This is a genomic window from Alistipes sp. cv1, from assembly GCF_900240235.1.
GTDB lineage: Bacteria > Bacteroidota > Bacteroidia > Bacteroidales > Rikenellaceae > Alistipes_A > Alistipes_A hominis.
The window spans coordinates 166,478-183,612 of record NZ_OEPW01000008.1 but is presented as its reverse complement, the minus strand read 5'-3'; the positions used below and the strand labels follow the sequence as shown (position 1 = coordinate 183,612).

Sequence of the window (17,135 nt, the reverse complement as noted above, 5' to 3'; positions counted from 1 at the left end):
TATCAATCCCGATGTTTTCGTATCGTCGAAAAGGTTACGCGAGCGAAATACATTTACCCGTGAGGACGGAACGCCATTGCAATACACACTGGTCAATATAAAAGATTGGTGTAAGAACGACTATGAAGTAATCAATCAATTACGGATGAATACCGATAACAGCTACCATCGTTACGATGTTATTCTGCTTATCAACGGTATTCCGGTTGTTCAGATCGAACTGAAAACCTATGATGTCAGTCCGCGGCGAGCCATGCAGCAAATCGTGCTGAAATCGGAATACAAGAACGTAACCATTCCCATCAACATCATATTATACATAGAGTCCGTGGACAACTACGTCAAGGTGCATCTTGCCGACGACTCATCGGTGTTCTCCAAGATTCCCCTGCGTGGCATGGAGGAACAGCTTCCTCCGGGAGAGTTCGTCCGCATCCACCGCTCCTTCGTGGTGGCACGCAACCGCATCGCCCGTTTCACGCACTCGGAAGTGACGCTGTCGAAGACGGGCAAGATCTTGCCCGTGGGGAAGAAGTATGCGGAGGAAGTGATGGCGATGCTGGGCGGGAATGGGTAACGAAGCAAGCAGAGCATTACGTAACGTCTCTCCCAATCTCTTCCTATATTGTGCGGGGGAAATGCCCGCCTGCGACTTAAAGAACTTGCCGAAAACGTCAACATTCCGTTTTTCGGATTTTTATTGTTACTATTACAGACATGGAAGCGTTATTTGAAAAAAGCAATATTGAGAAACCCGATGAAGTCTGCAAGTTGGTAAATCGTAACCCAATAATAGAGATTTTCACTGTAAATCACTATCTATCAATGGCTAATTTGTTTTAGTACGTTTTTCAAATAGAACAGGACTTTGAAAGTGCTTCTTGCCATAACTCTAAAGACTTTTTGCAATGATACATGACTTAGAGTTATTCGAGGTTATGAAAAACGATGCAAGAAACGGAAACCCAATACATTAAAAACAAGGTCCGGAAAGAGATTGCGGTAACGATTTGGCAACGCAACTCCTTCCGAATTTTGCCTTTTCACGCGGTTTTAACGCTTGACTATTTTTTGTTAAATATCGTTAAATAGCAGTAATAGTGTTGTTTACACTATTTCATACTCACCCTGTTTTTTAAGGAGACCCGGTTTGGTTATCCCGATAAAATGCCGTAATATTGTATGATAAAACTGCAAAAAGCATATGAACAACAACCGATACTGCATCATCATGGCCGGAGGCGTCGGCAGCCGTTTCTGGCCGATCAGCCGCCGTTCGACACCGAAACAATTCCTCGACATCCTCGGAACCGGAAAAAGCTTCATCCGGCACACCTACGAACGGTTCGCCCGAATCATTCCGCCGGAAAATTTCCTGGTCGTGACCAACAACAGTTATAAAGAGCAGGTATTGCGGCACATTCCGGAAATCGGGGAGCGCCAGGTGCTCGGCGAACCGGTGGGACGCAACACGGCCCCGTGCATCGCCTATGCCGCCTGGAGGCTGAAAACGGTCAATCCGGATGCGACGATGATCGTGACGCCGGCAGACCACCTGATCCTCAACGAGGACGAATTCCGCCGGGCGATCGTCGAAGCGGCCGAATTCGCCGAGAACAGGCGGGCGATGATGACCATCGGCATCCGGCCGAACCGCCCGGACACCGGATACGGTTACATCCAGGTCGACAACCGCTCCGAAACGGACGGCTCGCCGATCTTCAAAGTCAAAACGTTTACCGAAAAGCCGAACCTCGAACTGGCGAGAACATTCGTCGAAAGCGGCGAATTTTTCTGGAATTCGGGCATTTTCATCTGGAAGACCGAAACGATTCTCGAAAATTTCAGCGCCTTTCTGCCCGACCTGCAACAGACGTTCGGGTCAATCGGGGCCTACTACAATACCCCGCAGGAACAGCAGCACATCGAACGCATCTACCCCGAATGCCGCAACGTTTCGATCGACTTCGGCGTGATGGAAAAGGCGCACGACGTTTACGTCCGCTGCAGCGACTTCGGATGGTCGGACATCGGAACGTGGGGATCGCTGTACCAGCATTCGCCCAAAGACGAGAAAGGGAACGTGGAAAGCCGCTTCTGTATGCTGTACGACACGGAAGGATGCATCGTCAAGACGGACACGGATAAGTTGACCGTCATCGAAGGGCTGAAGGATTACATCGTGGTCGACCACAAGGACGTCCTGATGATCTGTCCCAAGGCGAACGAACAGAACATCAAAAAATTCATCGACGACACGAAATTCAAGATCGGGGACGAATTCATTTAAAAACGACCGAAACCGGCCGGTCTTTTACGGAACGGCGGCCGGAAAATGCCGAATCTCAACCGGAAACGACTTCATGGAACTTTACGACTTATATTGCAAATTCCCGCGCATCTCGACCGATAGCAGGCAGGTCGTCGCGGGAGGAATTTTCTTTGCGCTGCACGGGGAAACGTTCGACGGCAACCGCTATGCGGCGGCGGCGGTCGGAGCGGGAGCGGCGGCGGCGGTCATAGACGACCCGGCGGTAACGGACGGAATGTCCGCGGCGGAAAAGGCGAACTATTTCGTCGTACCCGATACGCTGAAAGCATTGCAGGAACTGGCTGCACGCCACCGCCGGCAACTGGGGATTCCGATCCTCGCGATTACGGGCAGCAACGGAAAAACGACGACCAAAGAACTGATCAGCCGGACGCTGAAACGGAAATACCGCGTAGCGGTCACGCAGGGAAATTTCAACAACCACATCGGAGTGCCGCTGACGCTGCTGGCGATGGACCGTTCGGCGGAATTCGGCGTCGTGGAGATGGGTGCGAGTCATTGCGGAGAGATCGCGCTGCTGTGCTCGATCGCACAACCCGATTTCGGACTGATCACCAACATCGGCAAAGCGCACCTGGAAGGTTTCGGCGGCATCGAAGGGGTTATGCGCGGCAAAGGGGAACTGCTCGACTACCTACAGACGCACGGAGGAACGGCGTTCTATTCCAGCGAAAGCGAATACCTCGCGCAGATGATCGGGAAACGAAAAGGATTGCAGGCGGTTCCCTACTCTACGGCGGGGATGACGGCAGCCGAAAAGGGAAACTACCTGACGGTACGGAAAGGCGCGACGGAAATCCGGACGCATCTGGTCGGGGATTACAACATCGGCAACGTGGCGGCGGCCATCGCGGTGGGCGGCCATTTCGGAGTCCCGGAACAGCAGATCGTAGCGGCTATCGAAAGCTACGAACCGGACAACAACCGGTCGCAACGGAAAGCGGGAGCGCGCAACACGCTGATTATGGACGCTTACAACGCCAATCCGTCGAGTATGCGGGCGGCGCTCGCCAATTTTGCGAAAGAACCCTCGGAACAACCCAAAGCGGTCGTGCTCGGAGACATGGGCGAGCTGGGAAAATACGCGGAAGCCGAACACGCCGGGATCGTGGAACTGTTGCAGCAACTCGGCATCGGCGAAGTCTACCTCGTGGGAAAGCTCTTTTCGGAAGCGGGACGCGGAATATACCCGGCTTTCGCGGATGCGGCGGCGCTGAACGAATACCTGCAGGAACATCCGATACACGGCCGCCTGATCCTCGTAAAAGGATCGCGCACGATGAAGCTGGAAAGCGTGGCCGAACGCCTTTAGCGAACAAGGAAAGCGCGCGGGTCGTTGAAAAATACGCAGAAGACGGGACGGTCAAACACGCGGCCGGCGCAAATCCATATAAAACGCCTGCGCCGCCCGGATTATCCGGGCGGCGCAGGCGTTTTCGGCCGGAACGACTATACCGGAAGCGTCTCTCTTCGCCCCTACTCCGCCTCCCAATCGAAACCGTCTTTGCGGTCTTTGACCTTGATGCCGATCGCGGCCAGGCCGTCGCGGATCTTATCCGACGTGGCCCAGTCTTTGGCGTTCTTGGCCTCCATCCGGATATTCAGGATCATGTCGACCACCGAAGAGAGCATCTGCGAATTATCGCCGGCCAGATCGTCGCGCAACCCCAGGATATCGAACACGAACAAATCAACGACCCGTCGCAGTTCGGCCAGATCGGCGGCGGAAATCGTCTGCTTGCCGTCGTAAATCTGATTGATCGTCCGAACGCAGTCGAACAGTTCGGAAATCACCATCGGCGAATTCAGGTCGTCGTCCATCGCCGCCGTACAACGGGCTTCAACGTCCGAAATATCGACGGAAGACGCTTCAGACGGCTTGATCTTTTTCAAAGTCGAGACGGCTTTCATCAGGCGTTCGTATCCCTTTTCGGCTGCTTGCAACGCCTCGTTCGAAAAATCCAGCGTGCTGCGGTATTGCGCCTGCAGGATAAAGAAACGGATCGTCATCGGGGAGTAGGCCTGTTCGAGCAGCGGATGGGCGCCCGTAGTCAACTGCTCAAGCGTGATGAAGTTGCCGAGCGACTTGCCCATCTTCTGTCCGTTGATCGTAATCATGTTATTGTGCATCCAGTAACGGGCCGAATCGTGACCGCAGGCGGCCGTGCTCTGCGCGATCTCGCATTCGTGATGCGGAAACATCAGATCCATACCGCCGCCATGGATATCGAACTGTTCGCCCAGGTAGCGGGTGCTCATCGCCGAACACTCCATATGCCAGCCGGGAAAACCGTCGCTCCACGGCGAAGGCCAGCGCATGATGTGTTCCGGAGCCGCCTTTTTCCACAGCGCGAAATCGAACGGATTGCGCTTATCGCCCTGCCCGTCCAGGTCGCGCGTATTGGCCATCATGTCTTCCAGTACGCGGCCGGAGAGCTTTCCGTAACGGAACTTCCTGTTATAAGCTTCGACGTCGAAATAAACGGAGCCGTTGCTGACATAAGCGTAACCGCGATCCAGAATCGTCCGCACCATCGCGATCTGCTCGATGATATGGCCCGAAGCGCGCGGTTCGATGCTCGGCGGCAGGACGTTCAACTGACGCATCGCATCGTGATAACGGTCGGTATAGTACTGAGCCACCTCCATCGGTTCGAGCTGTTCGAGCCGGGCTTTCTTGCTGATCTTGTCCTCGCCTTCGTCGGCGTCGTTCTCAAGATGTCCCACGTCGGTGACATTGCGCACGTAACGCACCTTGTAACCGGTCGCCCGCAAGTAGCGGAACAACAGGTCGAACGTAATGGCCGGACGGGCGTGCCCCAAATGCGGATCGCCGTAGACGGTCGGGCCGCAGACATAAAGTCCCACGAACGGAGCTTTCAGCGGCACGAAGGCCTCTTTTTTGCGTGTCAGGGTATTATGGATAGACAAATTCGATTTCATGGCTGCGTTTTTTAACAACGCAAAATTAAAAACTTTCTCCGATAGTTCAGACTAAATTGCGGTTTCTTCCGTTATTTTTCTAATTTTGCAGGGATTATACGTTTTCCCGAAAAACGGCATTGAAAATATAACCGACAGAAATCTGATGAACAATTCCTTTAAAAAAATCAATGTGATCGGAGGCTGGTTCTGCTTCGTCTTCGCGTCGATGGTCTACCTGCTGACCATGGAGCCGACGGCCAGTTTCTGGGATTGCAGCGAATTCATCGCAACCTCGTACAAACTCGAAGTGGGACACCCTCCCGGAGCGCCGCTGTTCATGATGATATCGCGCTTCTTCACGATGTTCGCCGGGCCGCAGCATGCAGCCCTGATGGTTAATGCGATGTCGGCGCTGGCCAGCGGAGCCACGATCATGTTCCTTTTCTGGAGCATCACGCACCTGGCCCGCCGGGCGATGCGTAAAAGAGAAAACGAGCTGTCGATGCCGCAGACGATCGCCGTGATCGGCGCCGGACTGGTCGGCAGCATTGCCTATACGTTCACCGACACGTTCTGGTTTTCGGCCGTCGAGGGCGAAGTGTACGCGCTGTCTTCGTTTTTTACGGCGATCGTATTCTGGGCGATCCTGAAATGGGAAAACGTCGCCGACGAACCGCATGCGAACCGCTGGCTGATCCTGATCGCCTACCTTACCGGGCTGGCTATCGGCGTACACCTGCTGAACCTACTGATCATTCCGCCGATCGTACTGATCTACTATTTCCGCAAATACAGCGTGACCAAATGGGGAGTCGTCAAGGCGCTGCTGGTTTCCGCCGCGATCCTCGTGGCGGCCATGTTCATCATCATTCCCGGAACGATCCAACTGGGCGCACTGTTCGACAGGCTGTTCGTCAACACGTTCGGTCTGCCGTTCAACAGCGGAATCACGGTCTACGCTTTCGCGCTGTTCGCCGCGCTGGCATGGGGCGTTTATCTTACGCATAAAAAAGGAAAGGTGCTGGCCAACACGATTCTGTTGTGCGTGACCGTAGTGATCCTCGGATACAGTTCGTACGCTTCGGTCGTGATCCGGTCGGCGGCGAACCCGCCGATGAACAGCAACGCGCCGAACAACCCCTACGGGCTGCTGTCGCTGCTGAACCGCGACCAGTACGGCGCAAGACCGCTGGTCAAAGGTCCCTACTATTCGTCGCCTCCGATAGCTTACAAAGAAAAAACGGCCTATTACAAGGGAGACAGCGGGAAATACGAATCGGCGCAGACGTTGGGCGGATACGAATACGATCCGCAGTTCGAATTCTTCTTTCCGCGCATGTACTCGGAAAAACCGTCCGACATCAAGGCTTACCAGAACTGGGTGCAGATCAAAGGACGTCAAATCCCGTTCGGCGATGAAACGATTACCGTGCCTACGTTCGCAGAGAACCTGAAATTCTTTTTCGCCTATCAGATGAACTTCATGTACTGGCGGTACTTCCTGTGGAATTTCGTAGGACGCCAGAGCGACATCCAGTCGACCGGCGAAATTACGGACGGCAACTGGCTCTCCGGGATCAACGCCGTCGACGAACTGTTCCTCGGCCCGCAGGACCACCTGCCGAGCGAGAAAGCGGCAAACAAAGGACGAAATACCTACTATTTTCTACCGTTCATCCTCGGTATCATCGGGCTGATCTACCAATTGAACCGAGACGGCAGAAACTTTACGGTCGTCATGGCCTTCTTCATCATGACGGGCGTGGCGATCGCCGTCTACCTGAATTCGCCGCCGGCCGAGCCGAGGGAACGGGACTACGTTTTCGCGGGATCGTTCTACGCGTTCTGCATGTGGATCGGATTCGGCGTACCGGCCCTGTACGAAGCGTTCAAACGCTGGTTCAAGAGAGATCACGTCTACACGGCCGTAGCGGCAACGCTGATCGGCGCGATCGTACCGGCCCTGCTGGGCGCTAAAAACTGGGACGACCACGACCGCGCCGGGCGTTTCGTAGCCCGCGACTTCGGGATGAATTACCTGAAATCGGCCCTGCCCAACGCGATCATCATGAACTACGGAGACAACGACACCTTCCCGCTGTGGTACGCACAGGAAGTCGAAGGGGTGCGCACCGACGTTCGCGTGATGAACATGAGCTACCTGGGCGCCGACTGGTACATAGACCAGATGAAATTGAAGAGCAACGACTCCGATCCCGTGCCGTTCACCCTGCCGCGCGACAAATACACCTACCGGAACGATTACCTGCCGATCAAAGAACGATTCAAATCGGCCACCGCGAAACAGGTGATCGACGAATGGATCAGGCTCGACGATCCGGTCACCAAAGTGACCACGCCGTTCGGAACGGAAGGGGACTACATTCCGACGCGGAAAATCGCGATCCCGGTCAATAAGGAGAACGCGATCGCCAGCGGCATCGTTAAACCGGAAGACGCGCACCTGATGGTCGACACGATCTACCTGACCCTGAAAGGCAGCATCGTCACGCGCGACCAGCTGATGCTGATCGATCTGCTGGCGCACTTCGACTGGAAACGGCCGATCTATTTCACGCAAGCCATTTCGCCCGGAGAACTCGGACTGAGAGATTACCTGCAGGTCGACGGATTCGTGTACCGGCTGGTGCCGATCGCAACCAAAGGGGACTATCTCAACATCGGACGGGTCGATGCGGATTACTTGTACGACAAGCTGATGAACGAATTCTCCTACGGAAACATCGACGATCCGAAGGTCTATGCCGATTATACGGTACATAACAATTTCTACTCGACGCAGGCGCGGACGCTGTACGCCCGGCTGGCGAAGGCCCTGCTGGAAAAGGGCGACACGACGCGGGCGATCGAAGTGCTGGATACCGGCATCCGGAAGATCCCGTTCAGCCAGATCCGGCACAACTACATGTCGACCGTTCCGATCATCGAGGCCTATTATATGGCCGGAGCTTTCGACAAGGGAAACGAGGTGCTGGAAGAATATGCGAAAAACCTGGAGGAAAACATTACCTATTACCTGCGCTTTACAGGGAAATACAAAGACCTGACTCTACGGGACGTGAAGGAAAACGCAGAATACCTCTACGACCTTTATCAGATCGCGGGCATGTTCGGACAGACCGGGCAAGCCCGGCAGATCGAACAGTACCTCATCGACAAAGGAATCGTGGAAGATAAAAAGCAGGAAACGCCAACCGTTACGCCCATCGACACGGACAACGGGACGCTACTCCAATAAACCTACCGACCGCCGAGGGAGATGCTGAAAACCTGCTCACAGCACGAACTGGTCGAGGCCGGTTGCGACGAAGCCGGGCGGGGGCCGCTGGCAGGACCGGTGGCCGCCGCCGCGGTTATCCTGCCGCCGGAATGGAACCATCCGCTGCTGAACGACTCGAAACAGATGAGCGAGAAAAACCGCTACTTGTTACGGGACGTTATCGAACGGGAAGCCGTAGCCTGGGCCGTAGAGATGGTTTTTCCGGAAGAAATCGACCGGATCAACATCCTGAACGCTTCGTTCGCGGCGATGTCCCGCGCCGTCGAACGACTGTCGGTAAAACCGCAGTTGCTGCTGATCGACGGAAACCGGTTCCGGACAACGCTGGATATTCCGTACCGCTGCATCGTCAAAGGCGACGCGACGTATGCGTCCATCGCTGCGGCCTCGGTGCTGGCCAAAACCTACCGCGACGACTACATGATGCGGATCGCCGAGGAATATCCGGTATACAACTGGCAGAAAAACAAAGGATATCCGACCCGGGAACACAGGGAAGCGATCATGCGATACGGTCTGTCGCCATACCACCGCATGTCGTTCAACCACGAATTCGAACAGTTGCGACTGTTCGAGCGACCGGCCGAAAACCAAAAATGAACAACGATAAAATGTGAAACGACTATCGAAAGATTCAAAAATTGATCTTTTTGCCGATTTTTTTATTTCAATAATTAATTTCTTCACACAGAATAAAAGCAACTGGTTAAACGCATCTTACATATCAAATAAAAAACCGGAGCCTCTCTAAAATTCCTGTTTTTTTGAAAAAAACGCCGTCTCTCTCTTGACAAAGGGGGAGGCGGCGTTCTATATTTGTACAGCGACGGCCCGGACCGGGCACTTTTCCGAACGGAAACGGCAAACGCGCCGGTCGGAGGAACGGAGAACGAAACGCCGCTCGCTTATTCCATATTCTATCGAATTATTTATTAACATTTCGGGGAGTTATCGATTGCAATTCGGAACATTTCGTTTCAGGTTATGAACACTCTTCACCGGTTCTGTCCCGCACGGTCTGTCGATAACCCGAATCAAAACCATCAGAAACCCATGTCGCAAGCAGTCCGAACAACCGGATCGGAAGCCGGAATCAGCCAACCGATCGAATCGCAACCTATTAAAAACAAAACCGATACAGATTCATATCGACTGATGACCGAAGCAATCGGCTCTATCCGGCAGGCGGAAGAAGCCGTCGAACGGCTGGCCCGTTTCCGGATGCAACAGAAAATGTCGAACAACCGTGCAAAAAGCGTTGTCCGGGAGTTGAAAGAGCTGGAAAAAGTGCTGTCGTTGTATATCAGCTAACCGTCTATTAACAGATTATACACACTAAAAACGGAGTTATCGACACATGACCACCGTAACGATCGACAATCGGAGCTATCCGTGCCCTTCCGCATGGAACGAAATCGGCTGGGAACAGTTTTTTACGCTGGCGGAATATGCCGGGCAGACGGTCGGCACTTCTGCAACGGAACGGAAAGCGGAGCGGGTACTGGAGCGCATTTGCGGAGTGGATCCGGGAACCGTTCGGAAGATCGACGGCCGGCAGCGAAAACAGTTCGCCGACTGCCTGGGCGAACGTTTTTTCGGGTTTCCGCCGCCATTTCCGGAGAATCCGGACGGAAACGACAGTACGGACGGTTTCGATTGGAACGGAATACGGATGCTGTTTCCCGCTCCGGCAGTCGATCCCGACGGCAGCGTCGTACCGCTAGCGCATACGACGGCCGTCGAACTGTGCGAAGCGACCGACCTGTACCTGTGCGACAAATGGCGGTACGCCCCGCTCGTCGTCGCGATACTCTGCCGTCCCGAAGGTGAACCCTACCGGGAACAGACATGCCGGCATCGGGCCTGGAGCATGAAAAAACTGCCGATGGACATCGTTCTGCGCCTTTACGACATGCTCCGGCAAGCACACCGCTACCTGAAACGCAATTACCCGCTCTGCTACGAAACTCCCCGGACGAACGGGGAAAAGACCGGACGCGAAGGACCGACCTGGAACGAGCTGCTGCTGTGGGCGGGACATTTCCGGATCGACGAGATCGAGCCGGTACGCCGAATGAATTGCCACGATTTTATGGATCTCGTGCAGAGCCGCATTAAAATGAACGGATAAACGGCTCTTTTCCGGACGATTTCGATGAAAAAACATCCTGTAAAACAAACTCAAAATGCCCAGAAATCAACTTTCGGCCCTGATCCGAAAAACCGCCGAGAAACTCGGCTATCACTTTTACGAAGGCTTCGAGTACCGCATGAACGAATGCGCGCTGAAATTTCCGGCCGTATGGCTGTCGCCGCCGAAAACGAGCCGTGTCGAAGGAAGGCGGGAACGGAAGATTACCTACCGCGTCGTACTGCAGCTGATGCAATGCAACCGCAAATTCGACGAATCCGCAAAAAATAGGGTATGGGACGGGCTGGAACGGGATGCCCTACGGCTCACCGACCGGCTGACCCCGCAGCAAAACGTCTTTTGCACGGAAAACATCTCGATGGCTCCGGCCGAATTCACGCTGACCCGACAGGGAGAACTATCGCTGCGGGTGGAATTCGACGTCCGCACGGACGATTGTCAAACATCAACCGACGAATCCCTATGAAAATCACCAAAATCCCCGCGCCGTACTCCCCGGCTTACCGGGACGCGCTGTTCCGGATTTCGGCAACGGCCGACGAAATCGTGGAGCTCGACATTTTCGACCACGCAGGTACCGGAATCATCGGCAGAAAAAGGCTTTACGGGTCGACTGTATACGACGTGAACGTAGCCGGCTACGCACAGGGGCAGTTCGAAGTGGCCCCGCTGCGAACCGTGCAATGCACGTTCGTCGCCCCGCCGAAACGGATCGTGAACCTGACGGTCGGATCGGGCAGCACGCGCAGCACGACCCGGCTGAACGCGGGGATACGAACGATCTATTCCTACGAAAAACTATCGGCGTCGCCGGAAACCCGGACGATCGGGCCGGAAGAGAGCGACGAAATCGCCGTCATCGCGGAAGGCGGAACGCTGAAAGCGGTCGCGGTCGTTGCGGGCACTCCGGCGACGCCGGTCACGCTGGCTACGAAAAACGATGCCGACGGGTTGCACGTATTCGGGTTGAAAATGGCGGACATGCGGGCGAAACTCAGGGCTGCCGGACTGAGAGAACCGACCGAAGGAGAAATCGTAACGGTCCGCATCCTGGACGGCGAGGACGAAGAGATGGCCTGCCAGCGGTACCAGGTAGCGCCGACCGGCGAACAGAACGTCCGAATATGCTGGTGGAACGGATACGGCCAGATCGACTACCATACGATGCGGTGCGTCCTGAGCAACGGATACGACATCCGCAAAGAGCGCGTATACACGGCCGACGGCTACCGCACGACCGGTTGTAGCCGGGAAAACAGGCTATCGCTGGCCTCCGATTTCGTCAACCGCGAAACGATGGAATGGCTGAGCGGAATCGCCGTAGCGCCCGGAGTGTGGATGGAGCAGAACTATGCGTTCGTCCCGCTGGACGTCCTGACCGAAACGGTAACGACCGTGTCCGAAACGCTCTCGCAACTGCAATTGACCGTCCGCAAAAGCGCCCGGGAAATCTACCAACACCAGTAAACCATGATGAAACTGTTTATCGACGGCAAACAGGCCGATACCGACCAGACGACCGCCGTGTCGATTTCGCTCGGAATCGCCTCGATCACCAAAATCGAAACCGGAAGGACGGGATACTCGAAAACGATCCGCGTGCCGATGACCGCACGCAACCGACTGCTGTTCGGCAACCCGGAAGAGATACACGCGGCCGAGCAGTTCAACCAGCAGCCGCATACGGCACGCATCGAAGCGGACGGCTGCACGGTACTCGAAGGCTCCCCGATGATGACCCGGTGCGAAAGTACGCCGGCAGGAGAGGGATGGTACCGAATCAACATCATCGGGGCCGGCAAAGAGTGGGTGCAAAAAGCAGCGGCGGAGATGTTCAATGAAATCGGGATCGCTTTTGAACATACGATCACGGCGGACATGGTCAAACAAAGCTGGACATGGGACGAACCGGTGCGTTTTTTCCCCGTGCAGCGCGACCGGTTCGCCGTAGCATCCGACACCGTTCAGCAGGGCGTTCGGATGCTGACCTTTACGGACTACCATCCGTTCTTGAACGTACGGGCGCTGGTCGATGCGATCGCGGCCGCAGGAGGTTATACGGTCGCGTCGACGTTCATGGACAGCGCATTTTTCCGGGCGCTGTACATCAGCGGGCGCTATCCGGAAAAAGAAGTCGAACCGCTGGCCGAACGGATGGGATTCCTCGCCGGACGGTTCGCCGATGCAACGGCCGTAGCGGACCGGTTCGGCAGGGTTTACGCCGATCCGCTGACCACGATCTCGTCGGTCGGGAACATCGTCGACACGGCCGATCCGGACGACATCTCCGACGGAGTTTCCGTGGCGGGCGTCTACAACCGCAACGGCTGCTTCCGGAAAGACGGGCAGCGGGCGGCTTATTACCCGACGGAGAGCGTAGCCGTAGGATTCGAATACCGGCTCCGTTACCGTTCGGACTACCGGATCGCCAGCCGGACGGCCCTGAAATGCTTCGACCGGGTCTACCTCGACGACAACATCGAACACCGCTACCAGGTGACCAACCGCAACGAAGACCGGCGAGAAACGTATCGCGACGGATGGAGCTACCGGCTGATCGTCTTCGACCACGCCGAAGCGAACACATACCGGTTTACCCACGAACTCGCAACGGACGGAACAACCTCCATCGTGAAAACCTTTTCGTCGCGGAGCACCCTAATCGAACCGCAAACCGGACAGACGATATCCAATCCCCGGTTATGGATCCAGTCGGGCGGCACCTACCTGCCGTTCACCGGGGACTGGGCGCTGTACGACGGCTATGTCGCCGAAACCGGACAAATCGACATCGAACTGACGGTCAGAAGTTCGGCAGCGACGGCATCTCCGTCGACCCCCCGCTATTTCCACCGGTTCCATTTCGGCGGAGCGGACGAAGGCATGGAGCTGACACTCGGCCGGGAGACGACGCTCAGGCCCGTTTTCATGCCGCATCCGTGCGAAGGGACGACCATCGGATTTGCCGACGTCGCGGCGCACGAGATCCGGCAGATCGCGCTGATCAATGCATTGAAACAGTTGTTCAATCTCTATTTCTACTCCGACACGCTGACCAGGACGCTCTATGTGGAACCGCGCGAAACATTCTACCGGAACGACGTCGTCGTGGATTGGAGCGAAAAAATCGACCGCAGCCGGCCCGTCGCGGTCGAAGAACCCGGCGCAGACCTGGCGCAGCACTTCACGCTGCGTTACCAGCCAGGAGACGGCAGCGCAGCCCGGTGGGACGAGTCCCACAAAGAGATCCTAGGACGCTGGAGCGCGCCGATCCTGAACCGGTTCGCCAAAGAAGGTGAACAAATTTACAGCAACCCGATCTTCACGCCGACCCTGAACAAAACCGGCGAGTATCCCGATGCGCCGGAAGCTTCGCTCGCCCAGGTCGGCGACCGCGACCGCAGCGGTAACGCGGAAGAGAATGAAAACCTGAATTTCCCACCGAAAATCGTCCGGTACTACGGTATGACCGCGCTGGACGGACATCCGTGGGGATGGCCGTCGTACGACAGCCAGTACCCCAAAATCGCGTTCCACGATCCGCAGGGGGAACAGCCGTTCACACTCTGTTTCGAAGACCGGGACGGAGCGGACGGATTGCACCGATATTACGACAAAACGGTGGAGCTATACAACCGGGGACGGAGAATCACGCTATACCTGTATCTGAAGCCGGAGGACATCGAACCGCTGATCGTTCCGAATACGCTGTGTCACGATTTCAGAGCCCTGTTCCGGCTGACGATCGCCGGGGAGACGCTGCTATGCCGGCTCGAAGAGATCTGCGACTACAATCCCGCTGGAGGACAATCTACGAAATGCATTTTTCTAAAAAACGTATAATCCATGAACACAGAACCCTATCGAATCTTCTGGGACGACGAGCTGTGGCTCGCCCGGCGGCTGCGGGAAGCGTCGGCAGACCCGGCCGGCGAAGACCGACGGCAAACGGCGTCCGGGAAAAAAGACGGCGGCATCTCGCGGATAACGGACGGAAAATCTCCGAACGGGGAAAGCCGCGTTCCGCAGCCGTTCGCCGGAACGGAAATTCCCGGTGAAAAGCGACTCCCGGCAGCGACTTCCCGCCAAACCGAGCCCGAAACGGAAACGGCTTTCAACCCCGCAGGTCCCGAAACGAAGCATTCCGGATACGGGCAGGCGACGGCGGCTTACGCACCTGCGACCGAACCGTTTCCGGCAATCCAGAAACCGGTCGATCCGACCCGTCGGCAAAACGGGTCGGGATACGGATCGCAAAACGAAACGTCACCGTACCCGCAACGAAGCGGGAACGACGATGAGCGCGGTTCCTCCCGGCTGTCGGAAGAGTCGCGCCGCGCAATCCGCGAAACCGTAAACGAACGGTTGTCGGAATTGAGGGTGTACGTGCTCGAATCGGACATCACCGAAGCGCAGCAGGCCGTTAAAAGCGTCGTGGAACAAGCATCTTTCTGAAAGCCATAAATCCGGAAAATATGACACGTTACGAAAAAGAACTGATCCGCATGATCGGCATACGGTTCGGAGAGCTCGCTCCGCAACAATTGGTCGAAAAACTGACCAGAATCGGCGTGATCGACATCACGCTGTGCAAAGTACTGACGATCCGGGAATTCGTAGCCGCACTGCAAAAGAACGGGATGAAAAAGATCGACGCGATGTGGATGGCGTCCGAACAATTCGCCTGCACCTACGAATACGTGCGCAAATGCATGTACTACTATACCGACGTAAACCTGTAACGAAAAGTCGGTTTTCGTAGAAAAAATTTCCGTGACGAACCGCGTACCTTCGCAGCACCATACAAACCACCAAACAATCAACCATGACAACGATCCGAGAACAATGGAACGCCCTACTGGGCAGGCTCGGCCTCGCTTCCGACACGGAGAACGGGGTGAGCGACAAACAACTGGAAACGCTGAACGAAGCGTTGGCGGAACCAGCCGACACGCCGGCCGAAGAGACGGCCGCCGGACAAACGGTAACGGCGACCCGAACGCTTCCGCACGAAGACCCATCCCCGACGGAAACACCCCGTTCGGCCAACCAGGCGGCCTACGACAGCGATCTACGCAATTTCAGACGATAAGGCCGGACTGCGTAAAGTAATATTTACTTTATAAAAGAACACTAAAACATTTTTGTAAACTATAAAAATTATGGCAAAAATCGAAAACCCTAAAAACTACACCGGACGCGACCTCGAAACGATCTTTTTTCGGCCGATGCTGAGCGGGTCGGACGCCGTCGACCTGGGCATCAAAATCCTGTACAACACCCCCGTTCCGACGACGCTCCAATTCTGGAAACGGGCGGGGGACATCCTGCAAAAATACACGGCGAGCGGCTGGAACGGAGGAGAAAGCGCAACCAAATTTCAAAAGCAGATCCAACTGTCGAAAGTAAAGGCGGAAGTCGGATACTCGGCCGACGACTACTTCAACATGGTTTACGAAACGATTGCCGGACGCAGCGACGTCAACCTGGACGACCTGTCCGGGACGGAACTGGAAGCCGCCGAAACGTCCCTGTTCCGGGAAGCCGTCGCGGAAAGCATCCGTGCGACGATGTGGCTCGGGGACACCGAACGCAACGGGCAGTTGGCAACCTTCGACGGATTCGTCAAACGCCTGCTCGCGGACAGCGGGCCCGGTGAAAACGACGTACCCTGCTTCTACCTGCCGGAAAATTTTGCCGGCAACAGCGACACCGACGCTGCCGAAAAAGTGTTCAAGAAGCTGTGGGAAGATGCGCCGGAAGTTCTGAAAGCGTTCAAACCGCAAGGCAATCTGGTTTATCTGGTAACGTCGGATATCTATGCCAGATACGAGGAAGAACTCGATAACGTGGTACTCGAATCGGCTTATCTCGCCAAGCAAAACGGACGCGAAGCGCTCTCATACCGAGGGATACCGGTAATCGACATCCAAGTAACGCCTTACCTGAAAACGTGCGGGGACATGCCGCAGACGTTCGCGCTGCTCACCGACCGTAGAAATCTGGCGATCGCGGTCAACACGGCCGACTTCCCGGGAACCGAAATCCGGATGTGGTACAATCCCGATCAGATGGAAAACCGACAACGGGCCATCTTTATGGCCGGATGCGACTACCTGCTCCCCGAAATGGTTTCGATGGCGGTCGGAGGCATCTCCGCGACACTGTCCTCGGACGGCATCGACGCTTCGGGCGGAGCGGTCAGCATCACCGTAAAAGGATACCGCGCCGTGAACAGCCTAACGGCGCAGGGACTCGCAAACGACGACAGCCCGGTAGGAGAAGCCGTCCCGCTGACCGGGGAACAGGGCGTTTTCGGCGGAACGCTGACCGGAAGCGGTATTGTCAAAATCCGCTGCACCGTCACCTACCTCAACGGGGAGAGCGGAGAATTCATCATCCAGTAATCAACCGATAAAACAGAC

At 55.7% G+C, this 17,135-nt stretch carries 15 protein-coding genes and 1 pseudogene; 15 read left to right on the top strand and 1 reads right to left on the bottom strand.

Features of this window, described 5'->3' with window-relative positions:
• From C1A08_RS13510 to C1A08_RS12515, 4 genes and pseudogenes are all read left to right on the top strand, one after another.
• Positions 1–289 (top strand): annotated as a pseudogene (locus C1A08_RS13510) (type I restriction endonuclease); the annotation flags it as partial.
• On the top strand, positions 266–577 hold the full coding sequence (locus C1A08_RS13505) for a LytR/AlgR family response regulator transcription factor (RefSeq protein WP_306345986.1): 312 nt from the start codon (positions 266–268) through the stop codon (positions 575–577). The pseudogene C1A08_RS13510 and the gene C1A08_RS13505, both read left to right, overlap by 24 nt.
• Positions 578–1,204: 627 nt before the next feature.
• Positions 1,205–2,290, top strand: coding sequence for a mannose-1-phosphate guanylyltransferase (locus C1A08_RS12520; RefSeq protein WP_172970778.1), 1,086 nt, complete (start codon positions 1,205–1,207; stop codon positions 2,288–2,290).
• Between the two features lie 73 nt (positions 2,291–2,363).
• The gene (locus tag C1A08_RS12515) at positions 2,364–3,644 is read left to right on the top strand and encodes a UDP-N-acetylmuramoyl-tripeptide--D-alanyl-D-alanine ligase (protein WP_101573896.1); all 1,281 of its coding nucleotides are present in this window, start codon (positions 2,364–2,366) and stop codon (positions 3,642–3,644) included.
• 164 nt (positions 3,645–3,808) lie between these two features.
• On the opposite strand, the gene cysS is transcribed toward C1A08_RS12515, so the two are convergent.
• On the bottom strand, positions 3,809–5,275 hold the full coding sequence (gene cysS, locus C1A08_RS12510) for a cysteine--tRNA ligase (RefSeq protein WP_101573894.1): 1,467 nt from the start codon (positions 5,273–5,275) through the stop codon (positions 3,809–3,811).
• Positions 5,276–5,420: 145 nt separating this feature from the next.
• On the opposite strand from cysS, the gene C1A08_RS12505 reads away from it, so the two are divergent.
• The 11 genes from C1A08_RS12505 (at position 5,421) to C1A08_RS12455 (ending at position 17,117) form a co-directional block, all read left to right on the top strand.
• Positions 5,421–8,516 carry a glycosyltransferase family 117 protein gene (locus tag C1A08_RS12505; RefSeq protein ID WP_101573892.1) on the top strand — a complete coding sequence of 1,032 codons (3,096 nt, stop codon included), beginning with the start codon at positions 5,421–5,423 and terminating at the stop codon, positions 8,514–8,516.
• 21 nt (positions 8,517–8,537) lie between these two features.
• Entirely contained in the window at positions 8,538–9,158 is a 621-nt protein-coding gene (locus C1A08_RS12500; protein WP_101573890.1) for a ribonuclease HII, read from the top strand.
• A 555-nt stretch (positions 9,159–9,713) separates the two neighbouring features.
• On the top strand, positions 9,714–9,869 hold the full coding sequence (locus C1A08_RS13305; protein ID WP_180951584.1) for a hypothetical protein: 156 nt from the start codon (positions 9,714–9,716) through the stop codon (positions 9,867–9,869).
• A 46-nt stretch (positions 9,870–9,915) separates the two neighbouring features.
• Positions 9,916–10,689 carry a hypothetical protein gene (locus tag C1A08_RS12490; protein WP_101573888.1) on the top strand — a complete coding sequence of 258 codons (774 nt, stop codon included), beginning with the start codon at positions 9,916–9,918 and terminating at the stop codon, positions 10,687–10,689.
• Positions 10,690–10,744: 55 nt separating this feature from the next.
• Complete coding sequence (locus C1A08_RS12485) at positions 10,745–11,176, top strand: hypothetical protein (protein WP_055205245.1); 432 nt, start codon at positions 10,745–10,747, stop codon at positions 11,174–11,176.
• Positions 11,173–12,177 carry a hypothetical protein gene (locus tag C1A08_RS12480; protein ID WP_101573886.1) on the top strand — a complete coding sequence of 335 codons (1,005 nt, stop codon included), beginning with the start codon at positions 11,173–11,175 and terminating at the stop codon, positions 12,175–12,177. Before C1A08_RS12485 ends, C1A08_RS12480 begins: the two co-directional genes overlap by 4 nt.
• 3 nt (positions 12,178–12,180) lie before the next feature.
• Complete coding sequence (locus tag C1A08_RS12475) at positions 12,181–14,553, top strand: hypothetical protein (protein ID WP_101573884.1); 2,373 nt, start codon at positions 12,181–12,183, stop codon at positions 14,551–14,553.
• 3 nt (positions 14,554–14,556) lie between these two features.
• Positions 14,557–15,165: a hypothetical protein gene (locus C1A08_RS12470; RefSeq protein WP_101573882.1), complete on the top strand. Its 609-nt coding sequence runs from the start codon at positions 14,557–14,559 to the stop codon at positions 15,163–15,165.
• A 20-nt stretch (positions 15,166–15,185) separates the two neighbouring features.
• Positions 15,186–15,452, top strand: coding sequence for a hypothetical protein (locus C1A08_RS12465; protein WP_101573880.1), 267 nt, complete (start codon positions 15,186–15,188; stop codon positions 15,450–15,452).
• A gap of 83 nt (positions 15,453–15,535) precedes the next feature.
• Positions 15,536–15,802, top strand: a complete 267-nt coding sequence (locus C1A08_RS12460) for a hypothetical protein (RefSeq protein ID WP_101573879.1) — start codon at positions 15,536–15,538, stop codon at positions 15,800–15,802.
• Between the two features lie 70 nt (positions 15,803–15,872).
• Positions 15,873–17,117, top strand: a complete 1,245-nt coding sequence (locus tag C1A08_RS12455; protein ID WP_101573877.1) for a hypothetical protein — start codon at positions 15,873–15,875, stop codon at positions 17,115–17,117.
• Positions 17,118–17,135 lie beyond the last annotated feature (18 nt).

Bases quoted from the DNA above. Each gene is read 5' to 3' on its own strand.
- C1A08_RS12520 (WP_172970778.1), top strand. From the start codon at position 1,205: ATGAACAACAACCGATACTGCATCATCATGGCCGGAGGCGTCGGCAGC.
- C1A08_RS12515 (WP_101573896.1), top strand. From the start codon at position 2,364: ATGGAACTTTACGACTTATATTGCAAATTCCCGCGCATCTCGACCGAT.
- cysS (WP_101573894.1), bottom strand. From the start codon at position 5,275: ATGAAATCGAATTTGTCTATCCATAATACCCTGACACGCAAAAAAGAG.
- C1A08_RS12505 (WP_101573892.1), top strand. From the start codon at position 5,421: ATGAACAATTCCTTTAAAAAAATCAATGTGATCGGAGGCTGGTTCTGC.
- C1A08_RS12500 (WP_101573890.1), top strand. From the start codon at position 8,538: ATGCTGAAAACCTGCTCACAGCACGAACTGGTCGAGGCCGGTTGCGAC.
- C1A08_RS13305 (WP_180951584.1), top strand. From the start codon at position 9,714: ATGACCGAAGCAATCGGCTCTATCCGGCAGGCGGAAGAAGCCGTCGAA.
- C1A08_RS12490 (WP_101573888.1), top strand. From the start codon at position 9,916: ATGACCACCGTAACGATCGACAATCGGAGCTATCCGTGCCCTTCCGCA.
- C1A08_RS12485 (WP_055205245.1), top strand. From the start codon at position 10,745: ATGCCCAGAAATCAACTTTCGGCCCTGATCCGAAAAACCGCCGAGAAA.
- C1A08_RS12480 (WP_101573886.1), top strand. From the start codon at position 11,173: ATGAAAATCACCAAAATCCCCGCGCCGTACTCCCCGGCTTACCGGGAC.
- C1A08_RS12475 (WP_101573884.1), top strand. From the start codon at position 12,181: ATGATGAAACTGTTTATCGACGGCAAACAGGCCGATACCGACCAGACG.
- C1A08_RS12470 (WP_101573882.1), top strand. From the start codon at position 14,557: ATGAACACAGAACCCTATCGAATCTTCTGGGACGACGAGCTGTGGCTC.
- C1A08_RS12465 (WP_101573880.1), top strand. From the start codon at position 15,186: ATGACACGTTACGAAAAAGAACTGATCCGCATGATCGGCATACGGTTC.
- C1A08_RS12460 (WP_101573879.1), top strand. From the start codon at position 15,536: ATGACAACGATCCGAGAACAATGGAACGCCCTACTGGGCAGGCTCGGC.
- C1A08_RS12455 (WP_101573877.1), top strand. From the start codon at position 15,873: ATGGCAAAAATCGAAAACCCTAAAAACTACACCGGACGCGACCTCGAA.